Source organism: Rhodococcus sp. C26F (genome assembly GCF_053345925.1).
Genome location: NZ_JBKFBA010000002.1, coordinates 360,537 through 386,409 on the forward strand (window position 1 = coordinate 360,537; position 25,873 = coordinate 386,409).

Consider the following 25,873-nt stretch of genomic DNA (forward strand, 5'->3'; position numbering starts at 1 on the left):
CCTGTGAAGTCACTCGTGCGGCGCGTCATCCCTTCGGGGTGGCGCGCCGCACGTCGTTCGAATGCACGGAAGGATCAGCTCGTGGGCGACGACGCCGCGCTCGTGGTCGGTCTCGGCAACCCCGGCCCGAAGTACGAGAACACCCGGCACAACATCGGATTCATGGTGGCCGACGTGCTGGCCGGACGCGTCGGCGGCAAGTTCTCCGCGCACAAGCGCAGCAACGCCGACATCGTGCAGGCCCGGCTCGACGGGCGGCAGGTGATCATCGCGAAGCCGCGCACCTACATGAACCTGTCCGGCGGTCCGGTCGCCTCCCTGGCCAAGTTCTTCTCGGTCGATCCCGCGAACGTGATCGTCGTGCACGACGAACTCGACCTGGACTTCGGCACGATCCGGCTCAAGCTCGGCGGTGGCGAGAACGGGCACAACGGCCTGCGGTCGACCTCGTCGGCGCTCGGCACCAAGGACTACCTGCGGGTCCGGATGGGCATCGGCCGCCCTCCCGGCCGCCAGGATCCCGCCGACTTCGTGCTCAAGCCGTTCTCGGCTACCGAACGCAAGGAACTCGACGTGTGGTGCGAGGAAGGCGCCGACGCCGTCGAACTGCTGCTGAGGCTCGGCCTCGAGGGCGCCCAGAACCGCATCCACTGACCGCCCGCCTCCGCCGAGGCCGGCGCGGTCGCAGCGGCGTCGCGCGGCGCGGTGGTCAGGCCCGCGTCAGCAGTGCCAGCGAGGTGCCGCGACGCAGCTTGCCCGAGGAGGTCTTCGGGATGCTGCCGGGACCGAGTACCGCGACCGTGCGGGGCCGCACACCCACCTCGGCGACCACCGCGTGCACGACGTCGTGTTCGATGCGGCGCACCTCGTCGGGGTGGTCGAAGAGTTTGGTCTCCACGGCCACCGCGAACGATTCGCGCTTGTCCCCCGCGTCGAGCCGGATGGCGACGGCGTTGCCGGGACGCACCCCGTCGACGGTCCCCGCCGCTCGCTCGATGTCGGTGGGATAGATGTTGCGGCCGCCCATGATGATGACGTCCTTCACCCGGCCGCACACCACGACGAGCCCTTCCTCGGTGAAGTAGCCCACGTCGCCGGTGTCGAGCCAGCCGTCGGCGTCCTGCGCGGGTACGGGTCCGTCCACGGTGAGATAACCGTGCGTGACGGCCTCGCCGCGCAACTGGATGATGCCCACGCCGCGGGGCGGCAGCACCTGTCCGTCGTGGCCGACGACCCGCCCCTCGAGGCCGGCCACGAGACGGCCGAGGGTGGGCATGCGGCGCGCGTGGGTGCGGCTGGTCGGCACGGCCATCCCACCGGCTTCGAGCAGGTCGGGGTCCACCACGTCGAGCACCATCCCGCGCCCCGGATCGGGGACCGACACCGCGAGCGTGGTCTCGGCCATCCCGTAGGAGGGCGCGAGGGCGGACGGGTCGAGACCGAAGCGCTCGCCGGCCTCCGCGAGCGCCTCCATCGTGTCGGGATCGACCGGCTCGGCGCCGTTCCACATCCAGCGCATCGACGACAGGTCGAGCGAGCCGGCCGGCGCCTGCGACAACTTCCGGGCCAGCAACGAATACGCGAAATTCGGTGCCGCGGTCAGGGTTCCGCGATACTTGCTGATCAGCTCCGCCCACAGGATCGGCGAGCGGAGAAAGTCCAGCGGCGTGACCGACACGACCTCGGCGCCCACCTGCATGGGGACGCTGAGGAAGGCCACCATGCCCATGTCGTGGAACAGCGGCAGCCAGCTGATCATGACGTCGTCGTCGAGCGAGAACTTGACGCGGTCCATCATCGCCGAGGCGTTGGCGTAGAAGTTGCCGTGCGTGATCCGCACCGCCTTCGGCGAGCCGGTGGACCCGGACGTCAGCTGCTGCAGCACGATGTCGGACTCCGTCGTGTCGACGGGATCGACGGGCCTCCCCTCCCGCATCCGCTCCACGGTGACGACGGAGATGCCCCGCTCGCGCAGCAGCGGCTCCGCGATCTCGAAGGGTGCGCCGAGCACGACGGCGCGGGCGTCGATCATCCGCAGGACCACCTCGGTGTCGCGCGACCACATCTGCAGGTCGGTGCGCGGCGTGGGCTGGTGCAGCATCGTCACGCTTCCGCCGCGCATCCACACGGCCTGGCAGACCGGTGCGATGTCCACCGGTTGTCCTGCGAGGACACCCACCGCGTCGCCGGGTCCGATACCCGCCGCGGCCAGTGCGCCGGCCATGCGGCGGGCCTGCCGGTGGATCTCTCCCCAGTTCTGCCGCAACGGCGTATCCGGTTCGCCGGTGACCAGAGCCCCGGTGTCCGACTCCGCCGTCGCGTACATCTCCTCGGTGAACCTGCTCACGACCCGCTCCTCGTCCGGTGGTGCACGACCTCGATCAAGATCCGGTAGTTGCACATCAGCGTGCGCCGTCGAGCGGTCGGTATGGGGCGGCCTCGGGGAAACGTGATCGAATCTGGCGGAAATCGACACCGAATCGCCGAGTAACATGGACGAGTTGGCGGCGATAGCGCCCCTACTCCCTGCCCCCTTCGAGAGGTTTTTCCCGTTGAGCACCCCGCACGCTTCGGCCGACAGTCAATCCACCGGCACGACGGAGCCTGCGCAGTCCTCCGGCACAGCGAAGCCCGGGTCCGCGAAGGAGGTCAGAGCCGAAGCCGAGCGCAGACGCACCTTCGCCGTCATCTCCCACCCCGACGCCGGTAAGTCGACGCTCACCGAGGCGCTCGCCCTGCACGCGAAGGTCATCTCCGAGGCCGGCGCGGTCCACGGCAAGGCCGGCCGCAAGTCGACCGTCTCCGACTGGATGGAGATGGAGAAGGCCCGCGGCATCTCCGTCAGCTCCACGGCCCTGCAGTTCAACTACACCCGCTCGGACGTCGCGGGCACCGACGACGAGGTCGTCAACGTCGTCAATCTCGTCGACACCCCCGGTCACTCCGACTTCTCGGAGGACACCTACCGCGTGCTCACCGCCGTCGACGCCGCCGTCATGCTCATCGACGCGGCGAAGGGTCTCGAGCCGCAGACCCTGAAGCTGTTCCAGGTGTGCCGCCACCGGGGCATCCCCGTGGTCACCGTCATCAACAAGTGGGACCGACCCGGCCGGACGCCGCTGGAACTGCTCGACGAGATCGACGAGCGCATCGGCCTGATGCCGACTCCCCTGTTCTGGCCCGTGGGCATCGCCGGCGACTTCCGCGGTCTGCTGCGCCGCGGCGAAGACGGAGACGCGGCCGAGTACATCAAGTTCACCCGCACGGCCGGTGGCGCCAAGATCGCGCCCGAGGAGCATCTGTCCCCCGACGAGGCGCTCGCCCTCGAGGGCGACACCTGGGTCGAGGCCGCCGAGGAGTCCGAACTGCTGTCGGCCAACGGCCAGGACCACGATCAGGAATTGTTCCTCGCCGGGCAGACCTCGCCGGTGATCTTCGCGTCGGCGATGCTCAACTTCGGTGTGCGGCAGATCCTCGACACCCTGGTCACGCTCGCACCGCCGCCGCGGGCCCGTCTCGCCATCGACGAGACCGCTCGCGAGGTCGACGATCCGTTCAGCGCCGTCGTGTTCAAGGTGCAGGCCGGCATGGACACCGCCCACCGCGACCGGCTCGCGTTCATGCGTGTCGTCTCGGGTGTGTTCGAGCGCGGCATGGTCGTCACGCACGCGCAGACCGGTAAGCCCTTCGCCACCAAGTACGCGCTGACGGTCTTCGGCCGCGAACGCTCCACGGTGGAGAACGCCTATCCCGGCGACGTCGTCGGCCTGGTCAACGCGACCGCGCTGGCGCCGGGCCACACCCTCTACGTCGACAAGAAGGTGGAGTTCCCGCCCATTCCGTCGTTCGCGCCCGAGCACTTCGCGATCCTGCGGGCCGAGAGCGCCTCGAAGTACAAGCAGTTCCGCAAAGCCGTGGACCAGCTCGATTCCGAGGGCGTCGTGCAGATCCTCCGCAACGACGTCCGCGGCGACGCGTCGCCGGTGATGGCGGCCGTGGGTCCGATGCAGTTCGAGGTGGTCGCGGCGCGGATGAAGGCCGAGTACAACGTCGACCCGAAGATCGAGCATCTCGGCTACTCGCTCGCGCGTCGCACCGATGCGGCTTCGGCCGACGAACTGAACCGCCAGCGCGGCGTCGAGGTGTTCACCCGGTCGGACGGCGTGCTCCTCGCTCTCGTCAGCGACAAGTGGCGGCTGCAGTACATCCTCAAGGAGCTGCCGGAGCTGACTCTCGAACCGTTGGTCGCGGCGACCGACTGAGCGTCCCGGCGACGCCGAACGGGTAGTGCGTCCAGCGGATTTTACTGATACTTTCCCTTTCGTCGATCCGACGTATTCGGGTGGAATCAGGAGTTGTGTCGATGAACGACGACGTACCGGCCGCAGCCGGTGAGGACCTGTCGTCCGGTGGGACGGCGGATACGAGCAGGCGATCCGGACGCGCGAAGCGCTCGGGCACCTTCGTCTACCCGCTGCCGAGCACTCCTCTTCCGAGCAGTACCCCGCTGACGAGCACGCCGGATCCCGGAACACACCGCACGAGCGTGGGGGACGCATCGTCGCTCGAAGGTGACCCGGCCGGCGCGGTGGGCGCCGGCAATTCCGAGGAAGGAACGACCCTGGTGAGCAGCACCGGCACGAACGGCTCCGCGAGTGGGCCCGCCACCACCACGACGACCACGACGGCCACCGAGAGCCTGGGCACGATCACCGCACCGGGTCCGGTCCCGTCACGGCGCAATTCGATGGGCGTGGCGTCGGTGCGTATCGCCGCGCGACTCGCACAGAACGAACTGACCTCCCGCGACTCCCGCAGCACCGGATCGCACGGCGACCCGATGGCGGACAACGATGAACTGCTCACGCTGCTCGGCGAGTACCTGCTGGCCGGTGGCCTCGAGAAGCCCGAGATCCACGCGACCCTCGGTGGGCAGCCCATCGTCGTCGACCTGCAGGTACCGCAGCGTCACGCCCGGTAGACGAGCAGGTCGCGGGCTATCCGTCGCCGAACAGTGCGGCGATCGCCGCCGGATCGACGTCCTCGAGCGTCGCGGGCGACCACTGCGGGTCGCGGGTCTTGTCGACGAGCACGGCGCGCACACCTTCGATGAAGTCCGGCGTTGCGGCGACGCGCACGGCGACGTCGAGTTCGCGGGCGAAGCATTCCTCGAGGGTGCTCTCGGCACCGCGCCGCATGAGTTCGGCCGTGGCCCACACGCTCGTCGGCGACAACGACCGCAGAGCGGTGCGGGTCTGCTCGGCCCACTCGGCGTCGATGTCGGTGAGGCCGTCGAGGCGGGTCACCATGTCGAGCACCGTGCCGTCGCCGAACACCGTCTCGATATCGGGGAAACGGTGCGCCAGGGAGGATTCGGGGGCCGGTTCGACGAACTCGTCGAGGGCGTCGCGCCACTGGCCGGCGCGGATGCGGTCGGCGAAGTCGTCGATGCGGAAGCTGGGCACGTAGTGCGTGGCCAGGCCGACGGCCAGCGCGTCGCCGGCGTCGATGCGGGCGCCGGTGAGTGCGAGATACATCCCCACGGCGTCGCACCGTGCGGTGGTGCCGCGCAGGCGCGGGAGGAAGTGGCTCGACCCGATGTCGGGGACGAACCCGATGGCGGTCTCGGGCATGGCCATCGTGGTCTTCTCGGTGGTGACGCGCACCGCGCCGTGCACCGAGATACCGAGGCCACCGCCCATGGTGACGCCGTCGAGGACGGCGAGATAGGGCTTCGGGTAGGTGGCGACCAGTTCGTCGAGGCGGTACTCGTCGGCGAAGTACTCCCGGACGGTGTCGAAGCGTCCCTCGAGGGCCACCTCGCGCACCGGCTTGACGTCGCCACCGGCGCAGAACGCGCGGTCGGACGTGCTGGTGACGAGCACGGCCGTGACGGCCGGGTCGTCGCGCCAGGCGAGAAGCGACGAACGGACGTCGCGGATCATCGACCGGTCGAGCGCGTTGAGCGCACCGGGACGGTCGAGTTGCACTTCGCCGACTCCGTTGGCGACGCGTGTGCGGATGAAGGACTCGTTCACGGGCGGGAGCCTACCGGTCGCAAGGGACGGATCCCTCTCACGCGACACGTCACGGATGAAGTTCCTCGGTGACCCACCGATCCCCCAGCCTGCGGTAGCGATACCGCAGGTGCCGCCGGCCCGGGTCCGCCTGCCAGAACTCCACGGCCTCGGCGGCGACGCACCACGCCGTCCAGTGCGGCGAGACGAGGTCCGGATCGTGTTCGAGCGCGGTCAGGCGTTCCCGCACGAGGTCGTCGTACTCGGCGGGATCGGTGAGGACCTCGCTCTGGTGTCCCGTGGACGCGACCGCGCGGGCGAAGATCGACCGTTCCCGGAAGTCGCGGGCACACACCTCGGGTGGGCCGACCAGGACGGGTCCGCGCACGCGGATCTGCCGGCCGAGTTCGCGCCAGTACACGGTGAGCGCGGCGACCGGTGTCGTGTCGAGCTGGCGGCCCTTCGGGGAACGGTCGTCGCCGGAGAACCACCAGCCGTCGTCGGTGACGTCCTTGATCAGCAGCATGCGCGCGTCGGGCGTCCCGGACGGGTCGACGGTCGACAGGGTCGCGGCGTGCGGCTCGGCGACGCCTGCCTCGGCCGCCTGGGTGAGCCACCGGAGGAAGGTCTCCTGCGGCGTCGTGGCCGGTTCGAACGTCGGCGCGGACGCCGTAAGGGTGGGCAGGGCCCGGATCCAGCCACGGACATCGGGAAACTCACTGCGACGCGCGATCTCGCTCATCGCCGCATGGTACCGAGCCGGGAGTTCACTCCCGAGGGGGCGGCAGCTTGCCGGTCAACGGGCCGACGAGCATCCAGCGGTGCCCGAAGGGATCGAGGAGGGTGGCGTTGCGATGGCCGTGGGCCTCGTTGATCCACCTCTCGACCGAACCGCCGGCCAGACGGGCGCGGGTGAGCACCGTGTCGGTGTCGGCCACCTCGAGCATCAGGCTCACCGAGACCGCCCCCTCCTGCGGCGCGGTGAGTCCGAGTTCGGGGAATTCGTCTGCGAGATAGACCATTCCGCTGGGGAATCGCAGTTCGGCGTGCCCGACGCGACCGTCGTCCATGACGACCGGTTCGGCGGTCAGCGAGGCTCCGAAGACCCGGGTGTACCACTCGATCGCTTCGTGGGCCCGCGGCACCGTCAGGTAGGGCAGCGCCCCCGGGCGGGGAAAATCGGCGGAGTCTCCCGGACGGAGGAAATCGGCGGAGCCTTCCGAGACCATCGTGTCGTTTCCGCTCAGGACGCTTTCGGTTGCTGCAGCAGCGCCCATCGATTGGTCGTCAACCGCACCGAGGCCGCGTCGCCCATGCATGTGACCGTCTCCCAGTTCCGCTGGTAACCGGTGCGGCTGATACGCCAGCATCCGTCGTCGTCGAGACTGTATCGATCGTGGTAGTAGGCCGATCCGCGCAACAACATCCCGTCCTCGGGGATGATCACGGTGTCGGACAGCAGCCACACCCCGGTGGCGGTGCGGCCGTCGTCGGCGATGTCGATCTCGGGATGGGAACACGTGTGCTCCGTGATCAAGCGCGTTCCCAGCGTGTTCTCGAGGAAACCTATGAAGGCGTCGCGCGAGTCGAAAACGAGATGCTCCCCGTAGACGGCGTGTGCGTCGGGGGTGAGGGTCTTCGCCAGTTCGTCCCAGTCCTTCGTGTCGAGCGCTCGCGCATAACGGTATTTGAGCCGCGTGATCTCCGCTACCGCCTGCACATCCATCGTCGGCCTCCCATTGGCGCCCCCCTGCGAGTATTCGCATTCCAGGCTAGCCCGGACGACCGGCACAGGCGGCCGGAATCACACTGTTACCAGGCGGCATTCGATCGCGATTCGGTCACGGGAGACCGCACCGGTCACGACTCGGGACGGCGCAACGCGCGGATCGTCGCGTCGACGACGAGTTCGGCATAGTCGTCGTCGACGCTCTGGTCCGGCGTCGTCAACGCGAACAGGGCGTGACTGAGCACGGTGCCCGTGACCATCTCGAGCAGCAACGTCGCCGAGGTGTCGGCGGGGAGTTCGCCGCGTTCGACGGCGCGGTGCACGATCGTGCGTGCCGCGAGTACGCGGCTGCGGTTGAGGGTGTGGATCAGTCGGGCGAGCAGTTCGGGATTGGCGCGGGCGTCGAGCGCGACGCGCAGGCTCACCAGACCGGGGGTGGTCCGGTAACCGCGTAACAGCTGCCGGGCGAGTTCGACGAGATCGGATCGGAGCGCGCCGGTGTCGATCGGCACGGGCAGCGGGCTGCGCGCTTCGAGGGCCTGGACCAGCAGGTCGTCCTTGCTCGACCAGCGGCGGTAGAGGGCGGCGCGGCCCACCCGCGCGCGTCGCCCGACCGCGTCGAGCGTGAAGCCACGCCAGCTCGTCTCGGAATACACCTCGAGCACGGCGTCGAACACGCGGTCCTCGAGGTCGGCGTCGCGGGGGCGGCCGCGGCGGCGCGGTGCGGGTACTTCGGTCACGTCGGGCAAGTGTGCCAGACCACTCCTCGGCTTACAGACTGAAATAGTCCGTATTAAGCTGGCGGCGTCCTCCTCCCCGAGCAGACCGAAGGAACGCCATGACCGACCCCACTCGGGTGCCCGTCGTGATCGGCGTCGGCGACCTGCACTCCGGCCGTGCCGGTGCGCCCGCCGACCCGCGTGAACCGCTCGACCTCATCCACGAGGCCACCCTCGCCGCGATCGCCGACTCCGGCGCCGATCTCGCCTCGCGGATCGACACCATCCACGCGATCAAGACCGCGAGCTGGAACTACGACGACCTACCGGGCCTGCTCGCCGAACGTCTCGGCGCGACGCCCGAACACACGTCGACCACGCCGATCGGCGGCCACTGGCCGGCGGCCCTGCTCGACCGCATCGGCCACGACATCGCCGCGGGCACCAGCACCGTCGCGCTGCTCGTCGGCGGCGAGGCGCAGGCCTCGGCGACCAACTCGTACAAGGCCGGAACGGATCCGGTCACGCTCGGATGGACCACCGCCCCGGGCGGCCCCGCGCCGATCAGCAACGAGGACCTCGGCAGCCCCGCCATGCAGCGCGCCGGCATGATCGTCCCCACGCGGGTCTACCCGCTGTTCGAGAACCGGCTCAGCCACGATCTCGGACACTCGCGCGAGAAGTCGCTCGACTGGTCGGCGACGCTGTACGCCGCCTTCTCCGAGTTCGCCGCCGAGAACCCGGCGTCCTGGAACCCCGAGCGCCGCACCGCCGACGACATCCGCACCGTCGCCGGCAAGAACCGCCTCGTCACCGATCCGTACCCGCTGCTGGTCAACGCGATGCCGTTCGTCGACCAGGCCGCGGCCGTCGTCGTCACCTCGCTCGCCGTGGCCCGCGAACTCGGCGTCCCCGACGACCACCTGCTCTACGTGTGGGGCGGCGCCGGCGCGACCGAGCCCTCGGATGTGCTCGCCCGCGGCGACTTCGGACGCTCGGCCGCACTCGACGACGCGCTGCGCCGCACGCTGTCGGCGACCGATCTGCGTCCCGGCGACTTCGACATCATCGACGCCTACAGCTGCTTCCCCGTGGTGCCGAAGCTGCTCATCGAGCAACTCGGTCTCCCCCGCGACACCGTCCCGTCGGTGACCGGCGGCCACTCCTTCTTCGGCGGCCCGCTCAACAGTTACACGCTGCACTCGGTGGTCTCGGTCGCCAAGCGTCTGCGTCAGGACGGCGAGCTCGCCCTCGTGCACGGCAACGGCGGCTACCTGACCTACCAGCACGTCGTGGTCCTCGGCTGCGCGCCGCACACCGACGGCTACGTCGGCGACCCGGAGCACGTGCTGCTCGAGCCGTCGGCGCCCGAGGTCGCCACCGACTACAGCGGCGAGGTCCGGATCGTCACCGCCACGGCCGAATTCGGTCGCGACGGCAGCCCGTCGATCGGTTTCCTCGTCGGCCTCACCCCCGACGGCCGGCGCGTCTCCGGCCAGACCGACGCCACCGGCGCCGCGGTCCTCGCCGCCGGCGCAGACATCGTCGGCGAGACCGTCCACGTCACCGACAACGGCGGCACTCTCACCGTCACCCGCATCGAGCACCTGTCCCCCGAGGAGTCCCAGTCGTGAGCGAACCCGTCGTTCTCGTCGAGAAGCGCGAGCACGTCCTGCTCGTCACCATCAACCGCCCCAAGGCGGCCAACAGCATCAACGCCGATGTGCACCAGGCACTCGGTAAGGCCTGGAACCGCGCCGAAGAGGACCGCGACGTGCGTGTCGTGGTGCTCACCGGCGCCGGCGACGCCGTCTTCTNCTGCGGCGGCGCCGACCTCGAGGCCCTCGGCACCAAGGGGCCGGACGGGGTCACCCCGCCCGAGACCGCCCACTGGGGCTTCGCCGGTGTCGTCAAGCATCACATCTCCAAGCCCGTCATCGCCGCGGTCAACGGCACCGCGCTCGGTGGTGGCACCGAACTCGCCCTCGCCAGCGATCTCGTCGTCGCCTCCGAGACCGCCGAATTCGGCCTGCCCGAAGTGCACCGCGGCCTGATCGCCGCCGCCGGCGGCGTGTTCCGCATCGGCCAGGCCGTCCCCCGCGCCGTCGCGATGGAACTCGTCCTGACGGGCAAGCCGATGTCCTCCGCCGACGCCCTGCGCTGGGGCCTCGTCAACCAGGTCGTCCCGCAGGCCGACGTCCTCGACACCGCGCTCGCTCTCGCCGCCGACGTCGCGAAGGGCGCCCCGCTCGCCGTGCAGGCCAGCAAGACCGTCGCCCGCGGCATCATCGACGGCAACGTCCCCGCCGAGGACCTGCCCTGGGAGCTGACCGACAAGGCCCTCGCACGTCTCACCACCAGTGCCGACACCCTCGAAGGCGTCATGGCCTTCATGCAGAAGCGCGAACCCGTCTGGAAGGGTGAATAGGCATGACCACCGCCGAAGTGATCCGCTGGGACACCGACGAGCAGAAGGCACTTCGTCAGCTCGCCGCCGACTTCACCCGCAAGGAGATCGTCCCCCACCTCGACGAGTGGGAACGTGCCGGCGAGATCCCGCGCGAACTGCACCGCAAGGCCGCCGACGCGGGCCTGCTCGGCGCCTCGGTCGCCGAGGAGCACGGCGGGTCGGGCGGCAGCGCCCTCGACATGCTCGCGGTCCTCGAGGAGATCATCCTCGCCGGCGGTTCGTCGGGCCTGATCTCAGCGCTGTTCAGCCACGGCATCGCCACCCCGCACATCGTCTCGTCGGGCAACACCGACCTGATCGAGCGGTTCGCACGTCCCGCGCTCGAGGGTCGCGCGATCGGTTCGCTCGCGATCTCCGAGCCCAGCGGCGGCTCCGATGTCGCGAACATCCGCACGACCGCGCGTCGTGACGGCGACGAGTACGTCATCAACGGTGCGAAGCTCTACATCACCTCGGGTACGCGCGCCGACTTCGTCACCACCGCGGTGCGCACGGGCGACGCCGGCGCCGGCGGCATCTCGCTCGTCGTCGTCCCCACGGAAACAGCGGGTTTCACGGTTTCCCGCAAGCTCGACAAGATGGGCTGGCTGTGCTCGGACACCGCCGAGCTGTTCTACGACGACGTGCGCGTGCCGGTCTCGAACCTCATCGGCGCCGAGAATTCGGCCTTCGGACAGATCGCGCAGCAGTTCCAGGGCGAGCGCCTGTCGCTGGCCTTCCAGGCCGTCGCCACCGCGCAGCGCTGCTTCGACCTGACCGTCGACTGGGTGAAATCCCGCGAGTCGATGGGCCGCCCGCTGTCCAAGCGCCAGGTCGTGCGGCACCGTCTCGCCGAGCTCGCCACGGAAATCACTGCGGCGAAGACGTTCTGCCGCTCGGTCGCCGAGCGGTGGGTCAACGGCGAGGGCATGCTGCTCGAGACCTCGATGGCGAAGAACAACGCCGTCAAGGTCTGCGACCACGCCGTCATGGAGGCGGTTCAGCTCGCCGGTGGTATCGGCCTGATGCGTGAGAGCGAGGTCGAGCGTCACTTCCGCGACGCCCGCGTCCTCGGCATCGGTGGCGGCACCAACGAGATCATGAACGAGATCATCAGCAAGCTGCTCGGCCTGTAGGTCTCCGCCCGAACTCGGGGGAGGAAATGTGCGACTTTCCTTGCGGAAGCGCACATTTCCTCCCCTTACTCGTTTCAGTCACGCGCACGGAGCATCTCCAGGGCGACGACGACCACCACGGCGATCACGACGTGCATCAGCGTCAGGGCGACGGTGCTCGGCGTGTCGAAGTCCGCGGAGATCGTGCCCTGGATCGTCGCCAGCGGCAGCAGCGCCCCGACGACCTGCGCGATCCGCGCGAAACCGTTCCACCACAGGGTGAGCAGAGCCGCGACGGCGAGACCGACGGTGAGCGGGACGACGGACATGAGCACCACGCCGCCGGGCGCCGCGCTCATCACCTCACCGGCGTCGGTGTGTTCGAACGAGCCACCCGCGACGAGCCCGACGGCCCACAGCACGAGGTCGACCACCAGTGCGGTCACGACGGACGCGGCGACCACCACCGCGGAACGCGCGAGCCGGGACTGCGGGAGATACGTAGAGGTGCCGGATGTTTCGGTGACGGACATGAATCCTCCTGATGGGAGTTCCTTCTGACGACGCCCATCCTGCGACCTCGAGCCGACTCGAGGTCAAGAGGATTCAGTCGAGATCTTCGGCGAGCTCCATCCATTGCTCCTCGGCCGCTTCCTTCTCCGCGACCACCTCACGCAACTGCGCGTCGAGTTTCTGCAGCCGGTCAGGATCGGTCGCCGCCTCCGCGAGGTCGTGGTGCAGCTTCTCCTCCTTCTCGGTCAGCTTCGCGACGAGCCGCTCCAGGCGCGACAGTTCCTTGCGCGCGGCGCGTTCGGCGGCACCGTCGCGCTTCTTCGGCTGCTCGGCGGCGTCACCGATCTTCGAGACGGTCGACGCCACCGACGGCACGTCGCCGTCGCCCATGGCCGCGCGCCGGCGCAGGTACTCCTCGATGCCACCGGGAAGGTTCGTCAGGCGGCCGTCGCCGAACAGCGCCCATGTCGAATCACAGATGCGTTCGACGAGATACCGGTCGTGGCTGATGACCACGAGGGTTCCGGCCCAGCCGTCGAGCAGGTCCTCGAGCTGCTGGAGGGTGTCGATGTCGAGGTCGTTGGTGGGCTCGTCGAGGAGCAGCACGTTCGGTTCGGCCATGAGCACGCGCGTGAGCTGCAGGCGACGACGCTCGCCACCGGACAGGTCGCCGACCGGGGTGCGCTGCCGGGCCGGGGTGAAGCCCAGGCGTTCGGCGAGCTGACCGGCGGAGATCTCCTTGTCGCCCAGCGTGATCCGCTCGGCGACGTCCTTCACGGCCTCGAGCACCCGCATGTCGGTGGGCAGGTCGTCGAGTTCCTGCCGCAGCCAGCCGATCTCGACGGTCTGCCCCTGGACACGACGTCCCTGCGCCGGTTCGAGTTCGCCCGCGAGCGTGCGCAGCAGGGTCGTCTTGCCCGAACCGTTGACGCCGACGAGACCGATCCGCTCACCCGGGCCGAGACGCCAGGTGAGATCGCGGACCAGTTCGCGCCCGTCCGGGGTAGTGAGGGTCGCGTCCTCGAGTTCGATGACGACGCGGCCCAGGCGGCGCTTCGCGAACGACGCCAGCGCCACCGAGTCGCGCGGCGGCGGCACGTTCGCGATCAGCGCTTCGGCGGCCTCGATGCGGTACTTCGGCTTGGACGTGCGGGCCGGGGCACCGCGACGCAGCCACGCGAGTTCCTTGCGCGCGAGATTGCGGCGGCGCTCCTCCATCGCGTCGGCCTGACGGGCACGCTCGGCGCGCGCGAAGATCCAGTCGTTGTAGCCGCCCTCGTAGCTCTCGACCCGGCCGTTCACGACCTCCCAGGTGCGGGTCGCGACGGTGTCGAGGAACCAGCGGTCGTGGGTGACGACGACGAGCGCGCTGCGCCGCGACAGCAGGTGCTCGGCGAGCCACTGCACGCCTTCGACGTCGAGATGGTTGGTGGGCTCGTCGAGGACGAGCAGGTCGAGATCCTGCACGAGGGCCGCGGCGAGGGCGACCCGGCGGCGCTCACCACCGGACAGGCCGTCGACGACCGCGTCGAGACCGAGATTGTCGATGCCGATGCCGGTGAGCACCGAGCGGATGCGTGCATCGCCCGCCCACTCGTGCTCGGCCACGCCGAGCGGCCCGAGGACGACTTCGCCGACGGTCGAGCCCTCCGGCAGACCGCCGCGCTGGGTCACGACGGCCATGCGCAGACCGTTCACGCGGCTCACCCGGCCCGAATCGGGTTCCTCGATGCCGGCGAGCACCTCGAGCATCGTCGTCTTGCCGCCGCCGTTGAGGCCGACGACACCGATCCGCTCCCCCTCGTTCACGCCGAGGGACACCGAGTCGAGCAACGGCTTGATGCCGAACGACTTCGATACCTGTTCGAGGTTGATCAGATTCGCCACGTGGAGCAACGCCTTCCGAGAATTGCGGGGATGTACTACAAGGATCAGGGGTGTGCGGGATCGGCGTCGCCGACGACACGGGCGCCGGGCACCGGACCGGAGGCGACCCGCACCGTACGGCACACACCGGCACCGGCGAGTTCGGCACTCACGGTGACCGCGGCGTGTTGGTCCTCGACGAGGAACGCGCAGGTCGGGCCGGAACCGGAGACGATGCCCGCCAGGGCGCCGGCCTCGACACCCGCCCGGAGCGTGCGCCGCAGCATGGGGTCGAGCGACAGAGCCGCGGCCTGCAGGTCGTTGCCGAGCAGCGGCGCGAGCTGGTGGGCGTCGCCGGAACCGAGCGCGGAGAGCACCGCGTCGGCGCTGCCGAGCCGGTGAGGTTCGCCCTCGGCGCGCAGCCGGTCGAGTTCGCGGAAGACGACGGGTGTGGACAGGCCGCCCTTCGCGAGGGCCAGCACCCAGTGGAAGGTGCCGCGGGTGAGGACGGGGACGAGGCGCTCGCCCCGTCCGGTTCCGATCGCCGTGCCGCCGTGGAGGCAGAACGGCACGTCGCTGCCGAGCCGGGCGGCGAGCTCCGCGAGATCCTCCCGGGGTGCCCCGATCCCCCACAGCGCGTCGAGCGCGACCAGCGTCGCGGCCGCGTCGGCACTGCCACCGGCCATCCCGCCGGCGACGGGGATGCCCTTGTCGATCGTGATCGCCACGTCGGGGGTGCGCGCGGCCCGTTCCGCCATCATCTCGGCGGCGCGCCACGCCAGGTTCGTCGAATCGGTGGGCACTACCTCGGCGCCCGTGCCGCGCACCGTCACGCTCAGGGTGTCGGCGGGGACCACCGACACCTCGTCGTACAGGGACAGGGCCTGGAAGACGGTGTGCAGGTCGTGGTAGCCGTCGGGACGGAGGTCGCCCACCGCGAGATGCAGGTTGACCTTGGACGGGACCCGCACTGTCACGGGGGTCGGCACGACGGAAAGCACGAGTACAGAGCTTACTCGGGATACGGATGCTTCCCGACCGCCGCGGCCGCGCTCTACGATCGGGCGACTCGTGAACACACTGGAGGAAATGTGACTCGATCCCTACGCAATGCCGTCGCCGTCTGCGTCGTCGCCGCGGCGGCCACGCTGGGAACCGCCGGCGTCGCCTCGGCCGAACCGGCCCCGCCGCGCGTCTGCTCGCTCGGCGACCTGGTCCTGCGCTCGCTGAATCTCGTGGACTGCGTCGACCCGCCCACCGGCTCGGCCGGAGTGGCCACCGGTTCGGCCGACTCCGCAGGGTCGTCGACCGGCTCGTCCGGCGTGGGCATCACCGGTTACGGGGCGATGATCGGCTGACCGGACAAACGAATCCGGGCCGGCACCCTTGAAGGTGCCGGCCCGGATTCGGAGAATTATCGGTATCAGCCGATGACGGTGACGCCGGTGGCCTGCGGGCCCTTCTGGCCCTGGCCGATCTCGAAGCTCACGCGCTGGTTCTCCTCGAGGGTGCGGAAGCCGCGGCCCTGGATCTCGGAGAAGTGCACGAAGACGTCAGCGGAGCCGTCCGAGGGAGCGATGAAGCCGAAGCCCTTTTCGCCGTTGAACCACTTCACAGTACCTTCAGCCATGTTGCTGTCCTTCACTTGCAGGCAGAACGGATGTAGACGTTCTGTCTCGTCGGGAGTCGGTTTCGGCTCCCGGGTCTGTCACTACACGGCTGAAACGATTCCATCGTGGCTATCGCATCCGCTCGCAACCAGAAATGTGCGAGGGGTAAACCACGAACACACTACCTAACGACCGAGGACAACTTAACCACACATCACAGCCGGCCGCCAGGAAGAGTGACCGGGATCACTCCACCCCTGCGAGCCTCACGAAGGCGGCGGCGTCGAGCTTCTCTCCGCGGGTCGCCGGCTCGATACCGGCGGCCAGCAGGCGCCTCTCGGCCTCCGCGGGCGAGCCCGCCCATCCACTCAGCGCCGCGCGCAACGTCTTTCGCCGTTGAGCGAAGGCCGCGTCGACGACGGCGAAGACCCGGGCGCGCGTCTGCGCGTCGGTGGGCCACGGCGGCTCGGCATAGCGGTCGATGCGCACGAGACCCGATTCCACCTGGGGAACGGGCCAGAAGACCGCACGGCCGACGGCACCGGCCCTGCGGACGTCGCCGAAGAACCGCGCCTTCACGCTGGGCACGCCGTAGATCTTGCCGCCCGGTTCGGCTGCGAGGCGGTCGGCAACCTCGGCCTGCACCATCACGAGAGCGGTTCGCAGAGTGGGGAATTCGGAGAACAGGTGCAGCAGCACCGGCACCGCGACGTTGTACGGCAGGTTGGCGACGAGCGCGGTGGGCGTGACTGGAAGGTCCTTCGGCAGCACCTTCATCGCGTCCATGTGCACGACGTCGAAGCGGTCGGCGAGCTGCGGGGCCCGCTCCTGCACGGTCGTGGGAATGCGCTGCGCGAGAACGGGATCGAGCTCGACGGCGACCACACGGTCGACGACGTCGAGCAGGGCGAGGGTGAGCGAGCCCAGTCCGGGCCCGACCTCGAGCACGACGTCCTCGGGGCCGACCCCGGCGACGTTGACGATGCGGCGCACCGTGTTCGCGTCGTGCACGAAGTTCTGGCCGAGCTGCTTCGTCGGGCGCACCCCGAACTCCTCCGCGAGTGCGCGGACCTCGGCGGGTCCGAGCAGCGCGGCGAGGCCGCGCGGAGAAGCCGGGGTGGCCCTCGGAGTGGTTTCGGGATCGTCTGCTGACACGTGGTGAACCTAGCGCACTCGGGAGCAGGTCACACCGTGCACACCCGCGCCGGTCAGCGCAGACCGAGCTTGCTGGTGCAGGACGGCCACGCGCCCCAGCCCTGGGCCGCCTGGACCTTCTCCGCGACGGCGATCTGCTGCTCGCGCGTCGCGAGATCGGCACGCGGCGCGTACTGGGTGCCGCCGAAGCCGGCCCACGTCTGCTGCGTGAACTGCAGGCCACCGTAGAAACCGTTGCCGGTGTTGATCGCCCAGTTGCCGGTCGCCTCGCACTGCGCGAGAGCGTCCCAGGTGGAGCCGCGACCGGAAGCCGGCACGGCGGGCTTCGGCTTGGTGCCGACGCGGACCACGACGGGCCGCGGCTCGGCGAGGACCTTCGAAGCGGTCTCGGCGCGTCCGACCTCGACACCGTTGACGGTGTGGACGTCGAAGGTCACCGACCGCTCGCCCGGAGCACCCGGGTCGCTCACGGCGGTCTCACCCTCGAGCATGTTCGGATCGTCGACGCGGTTCTCCGGCGGCGCGATCGGCAGGTTCTCGGTCCGCGACTCGGTCCGGTCGCGGGTGACCACGACCTCCGTGCCCTCCTCGAGCTGAGCGTCGAGGGCAGGGGTGACGCTGTCGGCCTGTTCGAGCTTGGTGCCCTGGGACTCCAGGAACTCGGCGACCGTCGGCACTGCGACGCGCACCTCGGCGGCGGGCGCGCCGTTGTCGGCGAAACGCACGGTCTTGGGGTTGACGACCTCGAGATCGGCGCCGTCGAGCGGAAGGCGGTGCGAACGCGAAGCGGAGACGTAGGCGTCGTCGGAGAGGCGGAACTGGTCGAGTGCCTCGTCGACGGTCAGCGCGGTGGTCCACACCGAGCGCTCCTCACCGTCGACGGTGAGGTGCAGTTCGCGGGCCTGTCGCAGGACGATGGTGTCGCCGTCGGAGACGGACGAGTCCACGGCCGGGGCCACGACGTCGTTCTCGTCGACGGTGTAGCCGGCGGCGGCCAGGATGTCGCCGACGTTGGAGTTCATCGTGCCGAAGGCACGCTGCTCACCGTCGACGTCGAGGACGACGTCCTTGTGCTGAACCACAGCAGTGGCACCACCGGCACCGAGGGTGACGAAGACGGCGGCGACCACCGAGTAGAACACCGGCGACTTGACGCGATTGATCTTGGTGAAAGGTGACACGATTATTTCCAGACGGACGACAACTGTGATCACAGCACGGTAACGAGACGGCATTGTTATCGCAACTTCATCGTCCCTACCTGCACAGATAATGATTTCTGTCAGATCACGACGCACATCACAGATATCGGATCGGTATTACCTCGATCATTTGCGGTTGTCCGAAATCGCCATTTTCTATCGATACTCGGAAAGAGGAATTCCTCTCGATTCGGGCACCGAGGACATGAACTCCGTGAGGTGACCGAGGATCCCGCGCATCTGTGCTCTGCCCCATGCGGGGGCGTTCGAGGTGGCGATGCCCACAGGCTCCGACGGAGCGGCCGGCTTCGCGGGCACAGCGGTTTCCGGACCGCCTACCGGTGGTTGCGACGGCCGGTGATCGGGTTCGTCAGCGTCCGGCCGACCCGCTGGGAAGCGGGAGATCGGCGGATCCGCTCGGTACGGGGAACTGCGGAATCGTCACAGCCGGTGTGGTGCCCGTACGGGCCATGACGTCCATCAGGACGGCGTGCATGGTCGCGACCTGCACCGGATCGAAGTTCGCGAGGTCGAGCGGGTTCGCGCGGTTGCGTGTCTCGAGCGGATCGTCGTGCAGGTCGTAGAGCTCGAACTGCGGCAGCGCGCGTCCCGACGGATCGAAGTACATCGCGTACTTCCACCTGTCCTGCCGGACGGCACGAATGTGGTTGGGCTGCTTCACCGTCGTCTGCCCGTTGGCCGCGGCGGCGTTCTCGTCGTCGAAGGTGAACAGGACGGTGTCCTGCACCTGTGGCGGCGTGCCACCGGACGACGCGCCCTCGATGACAGGCGTGAGGTCGACGCCCTTGAACGTCCACGCCGAACGGTCGGGCACGGCGGCCATCGTCGCGAGGGTGGGCATGACGTCGATGAGCGACGCGAGCGCGTCGGTGGAGACCGGACTCGGGAACATCACCGGATTGCTCACCACGAGAGGGACATTGAGCGTCTCCTCGTAGGCGTTGAAGGCCTTCTGACGGAGTCCGCCATGGGAGAGCCCCATCTCACCGTGGTCGGCCACCCGGAAGACGACGGTGCGTTCGCGCATGCCCGAAACCGATTCCAGCGCATCGAGAACCGTCCCGATGTGCTGGTCGACGACCTTGTGCATGTAGGCGTACAGGTTGACGTACTGCCGTGCCGCTTCGGGACCGACGAGCGGACCGAGCGCACCTGCGAGCAGCAGGAGCAGTTCGGCCTGGGCGGTGGGCTTGAAGTTGCGGAGCAGGTCCTCGTCGATGGTGGGCGGCAGGTCGATTCCCTGCTCGAAGGCTTCGGGTGCGAAGGCCCCGTAGTTGTTGCAGTCGCCGTCGACCTGATCCCAGGTCTTCGGGTACGAGAGGATGTCGTGGGGATTGGCGAACGACACGATGAGCGCGAACGGCCTGTCGTCGGAGGCGCTGCGCGACCGCAGGAACTCGGCGGCGTCGGAGGCGATCTTGCCGTCGCGGTCGGCGCAGCCACCCCCGAAGTTCTCGGGTGCTGTGTCCTGCCCCGCCTCCGGGGGCTCCCACCCCGCGAAGCCGTACCGCGCGATGTCGTCGGGCGACGGGTCGCCGCCGTCGGCACCCTTGCTCATGTGCCATTTGCCGCGGTAGTGGACGTCGTATCCGGCGGAGAGCAGCATCTTCGCCATGTTCTGGCCGTCCACCGGCAGCACGGGTTCGGTGGGCGAGAGCGTGCCACCCTCGGTGAGGGTGCTCACCACCCCGTGCTGGGCGGGATAGAGGCCGGTGAAGAACGTGCTACGACTGGGCGAGCACATCGCGGCGTTGCAGAACGACCGCGTGAAGGTCAGCCCGGTGTCGGCCAGACGCTGCCGGTTGGGCAGGTTGTTGCGCGCCCAGTCGGCCGGCCAGTGCATCGGCTGACGCTCCTGGTCGGTCACGATGATGAGGATGTTGGGACGCTGCGGTGTCCGAGGCTGTGCCGCAGATGATCCGGCGCCCACGAGGCCGGCAGCGAGGAGCGCGCCCACGCCCACGAGGAAGGTCCGTCGATTGACATTCCACGTGGTGTCGCGACGCGGAACAGCCTGCTGCACGGTCATATCGATCCTGTCGGAGATCCGTGAACGCATATGTCGTGCGGGAGAATAACAAGACATATGCGAAAAGCGCGCGTCATCGGACGGAAAAGGCGCTGTGGACGATCGGGAGAAATCGTCCACAACGCCTCGGAACCGCAGGTCAGGCCGTGCGCAGGAGCGGAACCTTCCGCGCGAGGAATCGGTCGACGCTGAATGCTCCCGCACCGACCGCGGCGAGCAGGAGAGCCCCTGCGCCGAGCGCGGCCACGAGCTCGAAGCCGCCGTCGCCGACGTAGATTCCGTTCTCCACGTGCACGATGAAGAACGCGCCGAGCATGAGCAGGAACAGCAGGACGCCGAAGACTGGGACGAGCACACCGAGGATGAGCGCGAGACCGCCGAGGATCTCGATCCAGGTGGCGACGAACGCCGAGATCGCCGGGGCGGGCACGCCCATTCCTTCGAAGCCGGCCTTGGTGCCTTCGTATCCCCACGAGTTGAACTTCTGCAGTCCGTGCGCGAGGAAGATGACGCCGAGCACGAGTCGGGCGATGAGGATGCCGATGTCGCGGACGAGAGGGGTCTTCATGTCGAGCCTTTCGGGTAGGAGGCCGGAGAGCCCCACTTAGTTGAAGCGACAACTAAGATAGCAACTCATGGTTGTAGCTTCAACCAGACTTCTGAGCCGGTTCCGGACGGGTACCGGCGAACGCCTCCCCCAGCAACCGCCGCACGCCCACCTCCGTGACCTCCCGAGGATTCGGATACGGCTTCGCCGTCGCCAGTCGCGCCGCCTCGTCCAGGTCGGACTCCCGCATCCCCAGTTCCTCGAGACTCGTCGGCGCACCGGCCGCCGCCACGAGGTCGTAGACGCCCGCGGGTGCCGAATCCGTGCCGAGTGCCTGCGCGACCCGCGCCATGACGTGCGGTACCGACGGTTCGTTGTAGGCGAGCGCGTGGGGCAGCACGACGGTGTGGGTGGCGGCGTGCGGCAGGTCGAACGATCCGCCCAGGACGTGACAGAGCTTGTGGTGCAGCCCCATTCCCGCCGAGGCGAGGCAGGTACCGGAGAGCCACGCGGCGAGCAGGAGATCCGAACGCCCCTCGGGATCGGCCGAGTCCGCACCGAGCGCCGGGATACCCCGGGCGATCGCGGCAACGGCCTCGAGCGCGAGGGCGTCGACGATCGGATTGGCCTGTTCGGAGTAGAGGGCCTCGATCGCGTGGGCCATTGCGTTGATCGCGCTGGTCACCGCCAGCGGGATCGGCATCGAGGTGGTGAACTCGACGTCGTAGATCACGGTCTCGGGAAGGATGTCGGGCGACGAACGCGTGGTCTTCACCCCGTCGGCGGTCTCGCCGAGAACGGGGGTCACCTCCGACCCTGCGTAGGTCGTCGGCAGGATCACCTGATCGATCCCCGTACGGCGGGCCAGTGCCTTGGCCAGTCCGGTGGTCGAGCCGCCGCCGACCGCGACGACCGCATCGACGTCGCGCTCGGTGACCACGCCGAGGACCCGTTCGGTCACCTCGACCGGCGTGTGCATCACCGCGCCGTCGAAACGCGCGACCTGCAGGTCGCCGAGATACTTCTCGACCAGTTCCGCCTGGTGCCGCACGTGCTCGCCGGAGAGCAGCAGGACGCGGGAACGATCGAGTCGACGTACTTCGTCCGCGACCCGCGAGGCGGTACCGGGGCCGAAGATCACACGTACCGGATGAGAGTTGTAGACGAAGGAGCGCATGCCCGTATTGTCACGACGGGAATGGGGGCACGCGTGCCCTTTACGAAAGTCCGTACACCCGCTCGGCGTTCGCGGTGGTGGCCGCGGCCAGTTCCTCGGCGTCCTCGCCCCGCACCTCGGCGAGCGCGCGCACGGTGTACGGCAGGCAGTACGACTCGTTCGGCGCGCCCCGGAAGGGATGCGGGGTCAAGAACGGCGCGTCGGTCTCCACCAGCACCAGCTCGCGGGGCACGAGCGGCGCCGCTTCGCGCAGGGCCTTCGCGTTCTTGAAACTCACGGTGCCCGAGAAGCTCAGCAGGTATCCGGCGTCGACGCAGCGGCGGGCCATGTCGGCATCCGACGAGAAGCAGTGGAAGATCACCTTCTCCGGTGCGCCCTCGTCGTGCAGCACGCGCAGCAGGTCGGCGTCGGCCTCGCGGTTGTGGATCATCAGCGGCTTGCCGAGTCGTTTCGCGAGGTCGATGTGCCAGCGGAAGCCCTCTTCCTGCTCGGCCGGTTCGGCGCACCCGTCGAGCTTGCCGGGCCAGTAGAGGTCGAGGCCGGTCTCCCCCACCGCGACGCAGCGCGGGCTGGCGGCGAGCTTCTCGATCTCGGCGCGGGTGGCGTCGTCGAGGCTGTTCGCGCGGGTGGGGTGGATGGCGACGGCCGCGTGGACGCGGTCGTCCCAGTGCGCGGCCCGCACGGCGAAACGCGCCGCCTCGAGATCGTCGGCGACGGTGACGATGCGTCCGACCCCCACCGCGGCGGCACGATCGACGATCGCGGAGGTCGTCGCGGCGTCCTCGGCGCCGCACGCGTCGAGGTGCGTGTGGGCGTCGACGAGGGGACTCAACGGCTGCGGGGCTTCGGGGGCGGGACGGGCTGCGCTCACGCCCTATAAACTACTGGCCACCATGACTGCGCCTGATTCCTCCCGCCCGGCTGCCGGCGATCCCACCCGCCCGCCGTTCTACGTCACGACCGCGATCGCGTACCCGAACGGCGCCCCGCACATCGGGCACGCCTACGAGTACATCTCGACCGACGCGATCGCGCGGTTCAAGCGTCTCGACGGCTTCGACGTGCGCTTCCTGACCGGCACCGACGAGCACGGCCTGAAAATGCAGCAGACCGCCGCGAAGGAAGGGATCCCGGTCACCGAACTCGCGTCCCGCAACTCGGACGTGTTCGAGGCCATGGACAAGCGGCTGAACATCTCGTACGACCGGTTCATCCGCACCACGGACGCCGATCACCTCGAGGCGAGCAAGGCGATCTGGCAGCGCATGGTCGACTCGGGCGACATCTACCTCGACACCTACGCGGGGTGGTACTCGGTCCGCGACGAGGCGTTCTACACCGACGGCGAGACCACGCTGCTCGAGGACGGTTCGCGGATCTCCACCGACACCGGCACCCCCGTGGAGTGGACCGAGGAGTCCACCTACTTCTTCCGGCTGTCGGCCTATCAGGACAAGCTGCTCAAGCTCTACGAGGAGCAGCCCGACTTCATCGCCCCGGCCACCCGTCGCAACGAGATCGTCAGCTTCGTCTCCGGCGGCCTGAAGGACCTGTCGATCTCCCGCACCACCTTCGACTGGGGCGTTCCGGTCCCCGATCATCCCGATCACGTCATGTACGTGTGGGTCGACGCGCTGACCAACTACCTCACCGGCGTCGGTTTCCCCGACACCGAGTCGGAGTCCTACCGCCGCTACTGGCCCGCCGACCTGCACATCATCGGCAAGGACATCACGCGGTTCCACACCGTCTACTGGCCGGCCTTCCTCATGTCGGCGGGTCTCGAACTGCCGAAGCGGGTCTTCGTCCACGGCTTCCTGTTCAACAAGGGCGAGAAGATGTCGAAGTCGGTCGGCAACGTCGTCGACCCGCTCGAGATGGTCGACCAGTACGGCCTCGACCAGCTCCGCTTCTTCCTGCTCCGCGAGATCTCCTACGGCCAGGACGGCAGCTACAGCCACGAGGCGATCGTCACCCGCATCAACGCCGACCTTGCCAACGACCTCGGCAACCTCGCGCAGCGGTCGCTGACGATGGTCGCGAAGAATCTCGAGGGCACCGTGCCCACGCCGGGCGAGTTCACCGCCGACGACGAGGCCATGCTCGCCCAGGCGGACGCGCTGCTCGCGAAGGTGCGCGCCGAGTTCGACGCCCAGGCCCTGCACCTCGGTCTCGAAGCGATCTGGCACGTGCTCGGCGAAACCAACCGTTACTTCTCGGCGCAGCAGCCATGGGTGCTGCGCAAGACCGATCCCGAGCGGATGGCGACGGTCCTGTACGTCACGCTCGAGGTCGTGCGGATCGTGGGTCTGCTCGTCCAGCCGGTGATGCCGGATGCCGCCGCGAAGATCCTCGACCTCCTCGGTCAGACACCCGAGGCACGGCAGTTCGACGCCGTCGCGACCCGCCTGGCTCCGGGCACCACCCTGCCCGCCCCGGCGCCGGTGTTCCCGCGCTACGTCGACGAGGACTGAGCTCCGGCCGGCGACGGAGAGCCCCTCACCTGTGTGTTCTCCGTCGCCACGCAAACCTGTCGGTGCCGTGCGCCACACTGCGGCGCATGCGCAGCGATAGAACACATGTTCGATACGGTGGTCTGAACGAGCACGCCCTGCTCGCCGAGCTGGGTGGTGCCTACGAACGGGGATGGCAGCCCGCCGACGTGCTCCACGTGACGGCCCGCTCGGGTGGCACCTCCGACGTCGCACTGACGGCGGCCACGATGCTGTTCGACGCGCAGATCCGGCGCGCGGCCGAACGCGCCCCCGTCGAGTGGGTACGGCAGCTCGACGAGATCGCCCGCCGGCATCCGCGTCCCGCCCACGCCGCCGGAGCCCCGACGCTGGCCGACGGCCTGTTCCGGGCGTGCCCCGACGTCACCCGCTTCGAGATCGAAGGGCTCGCCTTCACCTGGAAGTACCTGCCGTCCTTCGCGATCCTCACACCCCCGCCGTCGCGATGGCCGTCCGTCCGGTCCGGCGACCCGTCTGCGCCCACCCCGCCCGACACCCGGATCCTCGAACGCATCCGGGCACTGTTGTCGAAGGCCGAGTCCACCGACTTCCCCGACGAGGCCGAGGCGCTCACCGCGAAGGCGCAGGAACTCGTCTCGCGTCACGCCGTGGGTGCGGCGCTGCTGGCCGGGCCCGACTCCGGCACCGACCCGGTCGTCGGCCGGCGCATCCACCTCGACAGCCCGTACATCCGCGAGAAGGTCCTGCTCCTCACCGCCATCGGCGACGCGAACCGCGTGCGCACGGTGTGGTTCACCCGGGTGCAGATCGCGACGATCGTCGGTACCGCCACCGACCTGCAGCAGGCCGAGATGCTGTACACCTCGCTACTCGTCCAGGCCGGACGGGCCGTGCAGGCGGCCGGAACGGCGGGGCGACGCGGATCGTCCGCGACCTCCTTCCGCCGCGCCTTCCTCACCGGCTACGCGCATCGGATCGGCGAACGTCTCCGCGAGGCGGACGTCCGGGCCACCGCCCACGCCGCCGCCGACGCGCAGGTGCCCATCACGACGCTCGCGCCCATCCTCGCCAGGCGATCCGATGCCGTCGACACCGAGTTCCGCCGACTGTTCCCCGTCACCCGCGACTCGCGTGGTCGCGGGGTCGACGCCGACGGCTTCCACGCCGGTCGCGATGCGGCCGAGACCGCCTCGCTGACACCGGAATCCCGCACGGTCGGTCACTGACCGGATCGATCACCGACGAGGCCG

25 protein-coding genes are annotated in these 25,873 nt (G+C 69.1%); 9 read left to right on the forward strand and 16 right to left on the reverse strand.

What is annotated here, in order from left to right:
• Positions 1-81: 81 nt before the first annotated feature.
• A complete protein-coding gene (pth, locus tag ACLBYD_RS04815; protein ID WP_060652160.1) occupies positions 82-654 on the forward strand; it encodes an aminoacyl-tRNA hydrolase in 573 nt (190 codons plus the stop codon).
• Positions 655-709: 55 nt separating this feature from the next.
• Here pth and ACLBYD_RS04820 read toward each other — a convergent pair whose 3' ends face one another.
• The gene (locus ACLBYD_RS04820) at positions 710-2,347 is read right to left on the reverse strand and encodes a fatty acyl-AMP ligase (RefSeq protein ID WP_447815599.1); all 1,638 of its coding nucleotides are present in this window, start codon (positions 2,345-2,347) and stop codon (positions 710-712) included.
• Positions 2,348-2,552: 205 nt separating this feature from the next.
• Here ACLBYD_RS04820 and ACLBYD_RS04825 point away from each other — a divergent pair, with 205 nt between their 5' ends.
• Positions 2,553-4,262: a peptide chain release factor 3 gene (locus ACLBYD_RS04825; RefSeq protein WP_120281703.1), complete on the forward strand. Its 1,710-nt coding sequence runs from the start codon at positions 2,553-2,555 to the stop codon at positions 4,260-4,262.
• Between the two features lie 101 nt (positions 4,263-4,363).
• Positions 4,364-4,981 carry a hypothetical protein gene (locus tag ACLBYD_RS04830; RefSeq protein ID WP_447815600.1) on the forward strand — a complete coding sequence of 206 codons (618 nt, stop codon included), beginning with the start codon at positions 4,364-4,366 and terminating at the stop codon, positions 4,979-4,981.
• 16 nt (positions 4,982-4,997) lie between these two features.
• Here the strand turns inward: ACLBYD_RS04830 and ACLBYD_RS04835 are convergent, their stop codons facing one another.
• The 5 genes from ACLBYD_RS04835 to ACLBYD_RS04855 form a co-directional block, all read right to left on the reverse strand.
• Positions 4,998-6,038 (reverse strand): enoyl-CoA hydratase/isomerase family protein, encoded by a 1,041-nt coding sequence (locus ACLBYD_RS04835; RefSeq protein ID WP_447815601.1) that lies wholly within the window; start codon positions 6,036-6,038, stop codon positions 4,998-5,000.
• A 49-nt stretch (positions 6,039-6,087) separates the two neighbouring features.
• Positions 6,088-6,759 (reverse strand): pyridoxine/pyridoxamine 5'-phosphate oxidase, encoded by a 672-nt coding sequence (locus ACLBYD_RS04840; RefSeq protein ID WP_447815602.1) that lies wholly within the window; start codon positions 6,757-6,759, stop codon positions 6,088-6,090.
• Between the two features lie 25 nt (positions 6,760-6,784).
• Positions 6,785-7,246, reverse strand: coding sequence for a VOC family protein (locus ACLBYD_RS04845; RefSeq protein ID WP_447815672.1), 462 nt, complete (start codon positions 7,244-7,246; stop codon positions 6,785-6,787).
• A gap of 14 nt (positions 7,247-7,260) precedes the next feature.
• A complete protein-coding gene (locus ACLBYD_RS04850) occupies positions 7,261-7,743 on the reverse strand; it encodes a nuclear transport factor 2 family protein (RefSeq protein WP_060652153.1) in 483 nt (160 codons plus the stop codon).
• Between the two features lie 134 nt (positions 7,744-7,877).
• Complete coding sequence (locus ACLBYD_RS04855; protein WP_159419012.1) at positions 7,878-8,486, reverse strand: TetR/AcrR family transcriptional regulator; 609 nt, start codon at positions 8,484-8,486, stop codon at positions 7,878-7,880.
• A gap of 98 nt (positions 8,487-8,584) precedes the next feature.
• On the opposite strand from ACLBYD_RS04855, the gene ACLBYD_RS04860 reads away from it, so the two are divergent.
• The 3 genes from ACLBYD_RS04860 (at position 8,585) to ACLBYD_RS04870 (ending at position 12,050) form a co-directional block, all read left to right on the forward strand.
• Entirely contained in the window at positions 8,585-10,099 is a 1,515-nt protein-coding gene (locus ACLBYD_RS04860; RefSeq protein WP_447815603.1) for an acetyl-CoA acetyltransferase, read from the forward strand.
• Complete coding sequence (locus tag ACLBYD_RS04865) at positions 10,096-10,893, forward strand: enoyl-CoA hydratase/isomerase family protein (protein WP_447815604.1); 798 nt, start codon at positions 10,096-10,098, stop codon at positions 10,891-10,893. Before ACLBYD_RS04860 ends, ACLBYD_RS04865 begins: the two co-directional genes overlap by 4 nt.
• 2 nt (positions 10,894-10,895) lie before the next feature.
• The gene (locus ACLBYD_RS04870; RefSeq protein WP_447815605.1) at positions 10,896-12,050 is read left to right on the forward strand and encodes an acyl-CoA dehydrogenase family protein; all 1,155 of its coding nucleotides are present in this window, start codon (positions 10,896-10,898) and stop codon (positions 12,048-12,050) included.
• 74 nt (positions 12,051-12,124) lie between these two features.
• Here the strand turns inward: ACLBYD_RS04870 and ACLBYD_RS04875 are convergent, their stop codons facing one another.
• The 3 genes from ACLBYD_RS04875 to ACLBYD_RS04885 all read right to left on the reverse strand — a co-directional run bounded on the left by ACLBYD_RS04875 (position 12,125) and on the right by ACLBYD_RS04885 (position 15,409).
• Positions 12,125-12,562 carry a DUF6069 family protein gene (locus ACLBYD_RS04875; RefSeq protein ID WP_447815606.1) on the reverse strand — a complete coding sequence of 146 codons (438 nt, stop codon included), beginning with the start codon at positions 12,560-12,562 and terminating at the stop codon, positions 12,125-12,127.
• 73 nt (positions 12,563-12,635) lie between these two features.
• Positions 12,636-14,429, reverse strand: coding sequence for an ABC-F family ATP-binding cassette domain-containing protein (locus ACLBYD_RS04880; RefSeq protein ID WP_447815607.1), 1,794 nt, complete (start codon positions 14,427-14,429; stop codon positions 12,636-12,638).
• Positions 14,430-14,473: 44 nt separating this feature from the next.
• Positions 14,474-15,409 (reverse strand): 4-(cytidine 5'-diphospho)-2-C-methyl-D-erythritol kinase, encoded by a 936-nt coding sequence (locus ACLBYD_RS04885; protein ID WP_447815608.1) that lies wholly within the window; start codon positions 15,407-15,409, stop codon positions 14,474-14,476.
• Positions 15,410-15,499: 90 nt separating this feature from the next.
• On the opposite strand from ACLBYD_RS04885, the gene ACLBYD_RS04890 reads away from it, so the two are divergent.
• Complete coding sequence (locus ACLBYD_RS04890; RefSeq protein WP_447815609.1) at positions 15,500-15,766, forward strand: hypothetical protein; 267 nt, start codon at positions 15,500-15,502, stop codon at positions 15,764-15,766.
• A 65-nt stretch (positions 15,767-15,831) separates the two neighbouring features.
• Here the strand turns inward: ACLBYD_RS04890 and ACLBYD_RS04895 are convergent, their stop codons facing one another.
• From ACLBYD_RS04895 to ACLBYD_RS04925, 7 genes are all read right to left on the reverse strand, one after another.
• Positions 15,832-16,038, reverse strand: a complete 207-nt coding sequence (locus ACLBYD_RS04895) for a cold-shock protein (RefSeq protein ID WP_026061436.1) — start codon at positions 16,036-16,038, stop codon at positions 15,832-15,834.
• A 226-nt stretch (positions 16,039-16,264) separates the two neighbouring features.
• On the reverse strand, positions 16,265-17,173 hold the full coding sequence (rsmA, locus tag ACLBYD_RS04900; RefSeq protein WP_447815610.1) for a 16S rRNA (adenine(1518)-N(6)/adenine(1519)-N(6))-dimethyltransferase RsmA: 909 nt from the start codon (positions 17,171-17,173) through the stop codon (positions 16,265-16,267).
• 53 nt (positions 17,174-17,226) lie between these two features.
• A complete protein-coding gene (locus ACLBYD_RS04905) occupies positions 17,227-18,354 on the reverse strand; it encodes a transglycosylase family protein (RefSeq protein WP_447815611.1) in 1,128 nt (375 codons plus the stop codon).
• Between the two features lie 391 nt (positions 18,355-18,745).
• Complete coding sequence (locus tag ACLBYD_RS04910) at positions 18,746-20,425, reverse strand: sulfatase-like hydrolase/transferase (RefSeq protein WP_447815612.1); 1,680 nt, start codon at positions 20,423-20,425, stop codon at positions 18,746-18,748.
• Positions 20,426-20,564: 139 nt separating this feature from the next.
• The gene (locus ACLBYD_RS04915; protein ID WP_060652141.1) at positions 20,565-20,993 is read right to left on the reverse strand and encodes a DoxX family protein; all 429 of its coding nucleotides are present in this window, start codon (positions 20,991-20,993) and stop codon (positions 20,565-20,567) included.
• Between the two features lie 79 nt (positions 20,994-21,072).
• Positions 21,073-22,149 carry a maleylacetate reductase gene (locus tag ACLBYD_RS04920; protein ID WP_447815613.1) on the reverse strand — a complete coding sequence of 359 codons (1,077 nt, stop codon included), beginning with the start codon at positions 22,147-22,149 and terminating at the stop codon, positions 21,073-21,075.
• A gap of 40 nt (positions 22,150-22,189) precedes the next feature.
• The gene (locus ACLBYD_RS04925; protein ID WP_447815614.1) at positions 22,190-23,020 is read right to left on the reverse strand and encodes a TatD family hydrolase; all 831 of its coding nucleotides are present in this window, start codon (positions 23,018-23,020) and stop codon (positions 22,190-22,192) included.
• Between the two features lie 22 nt (positions 23,021-23,042).
• On the opposite strand from ACLBYD_RS04925, the gene metG reads away from it, so the two are divergent.
• Both metG and ACLBYD_RS04935 read left to right on the forward strand, forming a co-directional pair.
• Positions 23,043-24,623 (forward strand): methionine--tRNA ligase, encoded by a 1,581-nt coding sequence (metG, locus tag ACLBYD_RS04930; protein ID WP_447815615.1) that lies wholly within the window; start codon positions 23,043-23,045, stop codon positions 24,621-24,623.
• 86 nt (positions 24,624-24,709) lie between these two features.
• The gene (locus ACLBYD_RS04935) at positions 24,710-25,849 is read left to right on the forward strand and encodes a DUF2786 domain-containing protein (RefSeq protein WP_447815616.1); all 1,140 of its coding nucleotides are present in this window, start codon (positions 24,710-24,712) and stop codon (positions 25,847-25,849) included.
• The last annotated feature ends 24 nt before the right edge of the window (positions 25,850-25,873 follow it).

What these genes read in the sequence shown, in the direction of transcription:
- ACLBYD_RS04915 (WP_060652141.1), bottom strand. Translation starts at nt 20,993, where the DNA reads ATGAAGACCCCTCTCGTCCGCGACATCGGCATCCTCATCGCCCGACTC.
- ACLBYD_RS04895 (WP_026061436.1), bottom strand. Translation starts at nt 16,038, where the DNA reads ATGGCTGAAGGTACTGTGAAGTGGTTCAACGGCGAAAAGGGCTTCGGC.
- ACLBYD_RS04845 (WP_447815672.1), bottom strand. Translation starts at nt 7,246, where the DNA reads ATGGTCTCGGAAGGCTCCGCCGATTTCCTCCGTCCGGGAGACTCCGCC.
- ACLBYD_RS04830 (WP_447815600.1), top strand. Translation starts at nt 4,364, where the DNA reads ATGAACGACGACGTACCGGCCGCAGCCGGTGAGGACCTGTCGTCCGGT.
- ACLBYD_RS04875 (WP_447815606.1), bottom strand. Translation starts at nt 12,562, where the DNA reads ATGTCCGTCACCGAAACATCCGGCACCTCTACGTATCTCCCGCAGTCC.
- ACLBYD_RS04920 (WP_447815613.1), bottom strand. Translation starts at nt 22,149, where the DNA reads ATGCGCTCCTTCGTCTACAACTCTCATCCGGTACGTGTGATCTTCGGC.
- ACLBYD_RS04860 (WP_447815603.1), top strand. Translation starts at nt 8,585, where the DNA reads ATGACCGACCCCACTCGGGTGCCCGTCGTGATCGGCGTCGGCGACCTG.
- metG (WP_447815615.1), top strand. Translation starts at nt 23,043, where the DNA reads ATGACTGCGCCTGATTCCTCCCGCCCGGCTGCCGGCGATCCCACCCGC.
- ACLBYD_RS04935 (WP_447815616.1), top strand. Translation starts at nt 24,710, where the DNA reads ATGCGCAGCGATAGAACACATGTTCGATACGGTGGTCTGAACGAGCAC.
- ACLBYD_RS04850 (WP_060652153.1), bottom strand. Translation starts at nt 7,743, where the DNA reads ATGGATGTGCAGGCGGTAGCGGAGATCACGCGGCTCAAATACCGTTAT.
- ACLBYD_RS04870 (WP_447815605.1), top strand. Translation starts at nt 10,896, where the DNA reads ATGACCACCGCCGAAGTGATCCGCTGGGACACCGACGAGCAGAAGGCA.
- ACLBYD_RS04840 (WP_447815602.1), bottom strand. Translation starts at nt 6,759, where the DNA reads ATGAGCGAGATCGCGCGTCGCAGTGAGTTTCCCGATGTCCGTGGCTGG.
- ACLBYD_RS04910 (WP_447815612.1), bottom strand. Translation starts at nt 20,425, where the DNA reads ATGACCGTGCAGCAGGCTGTTCCGCGTCGCGACACCACGTGGAATGTC.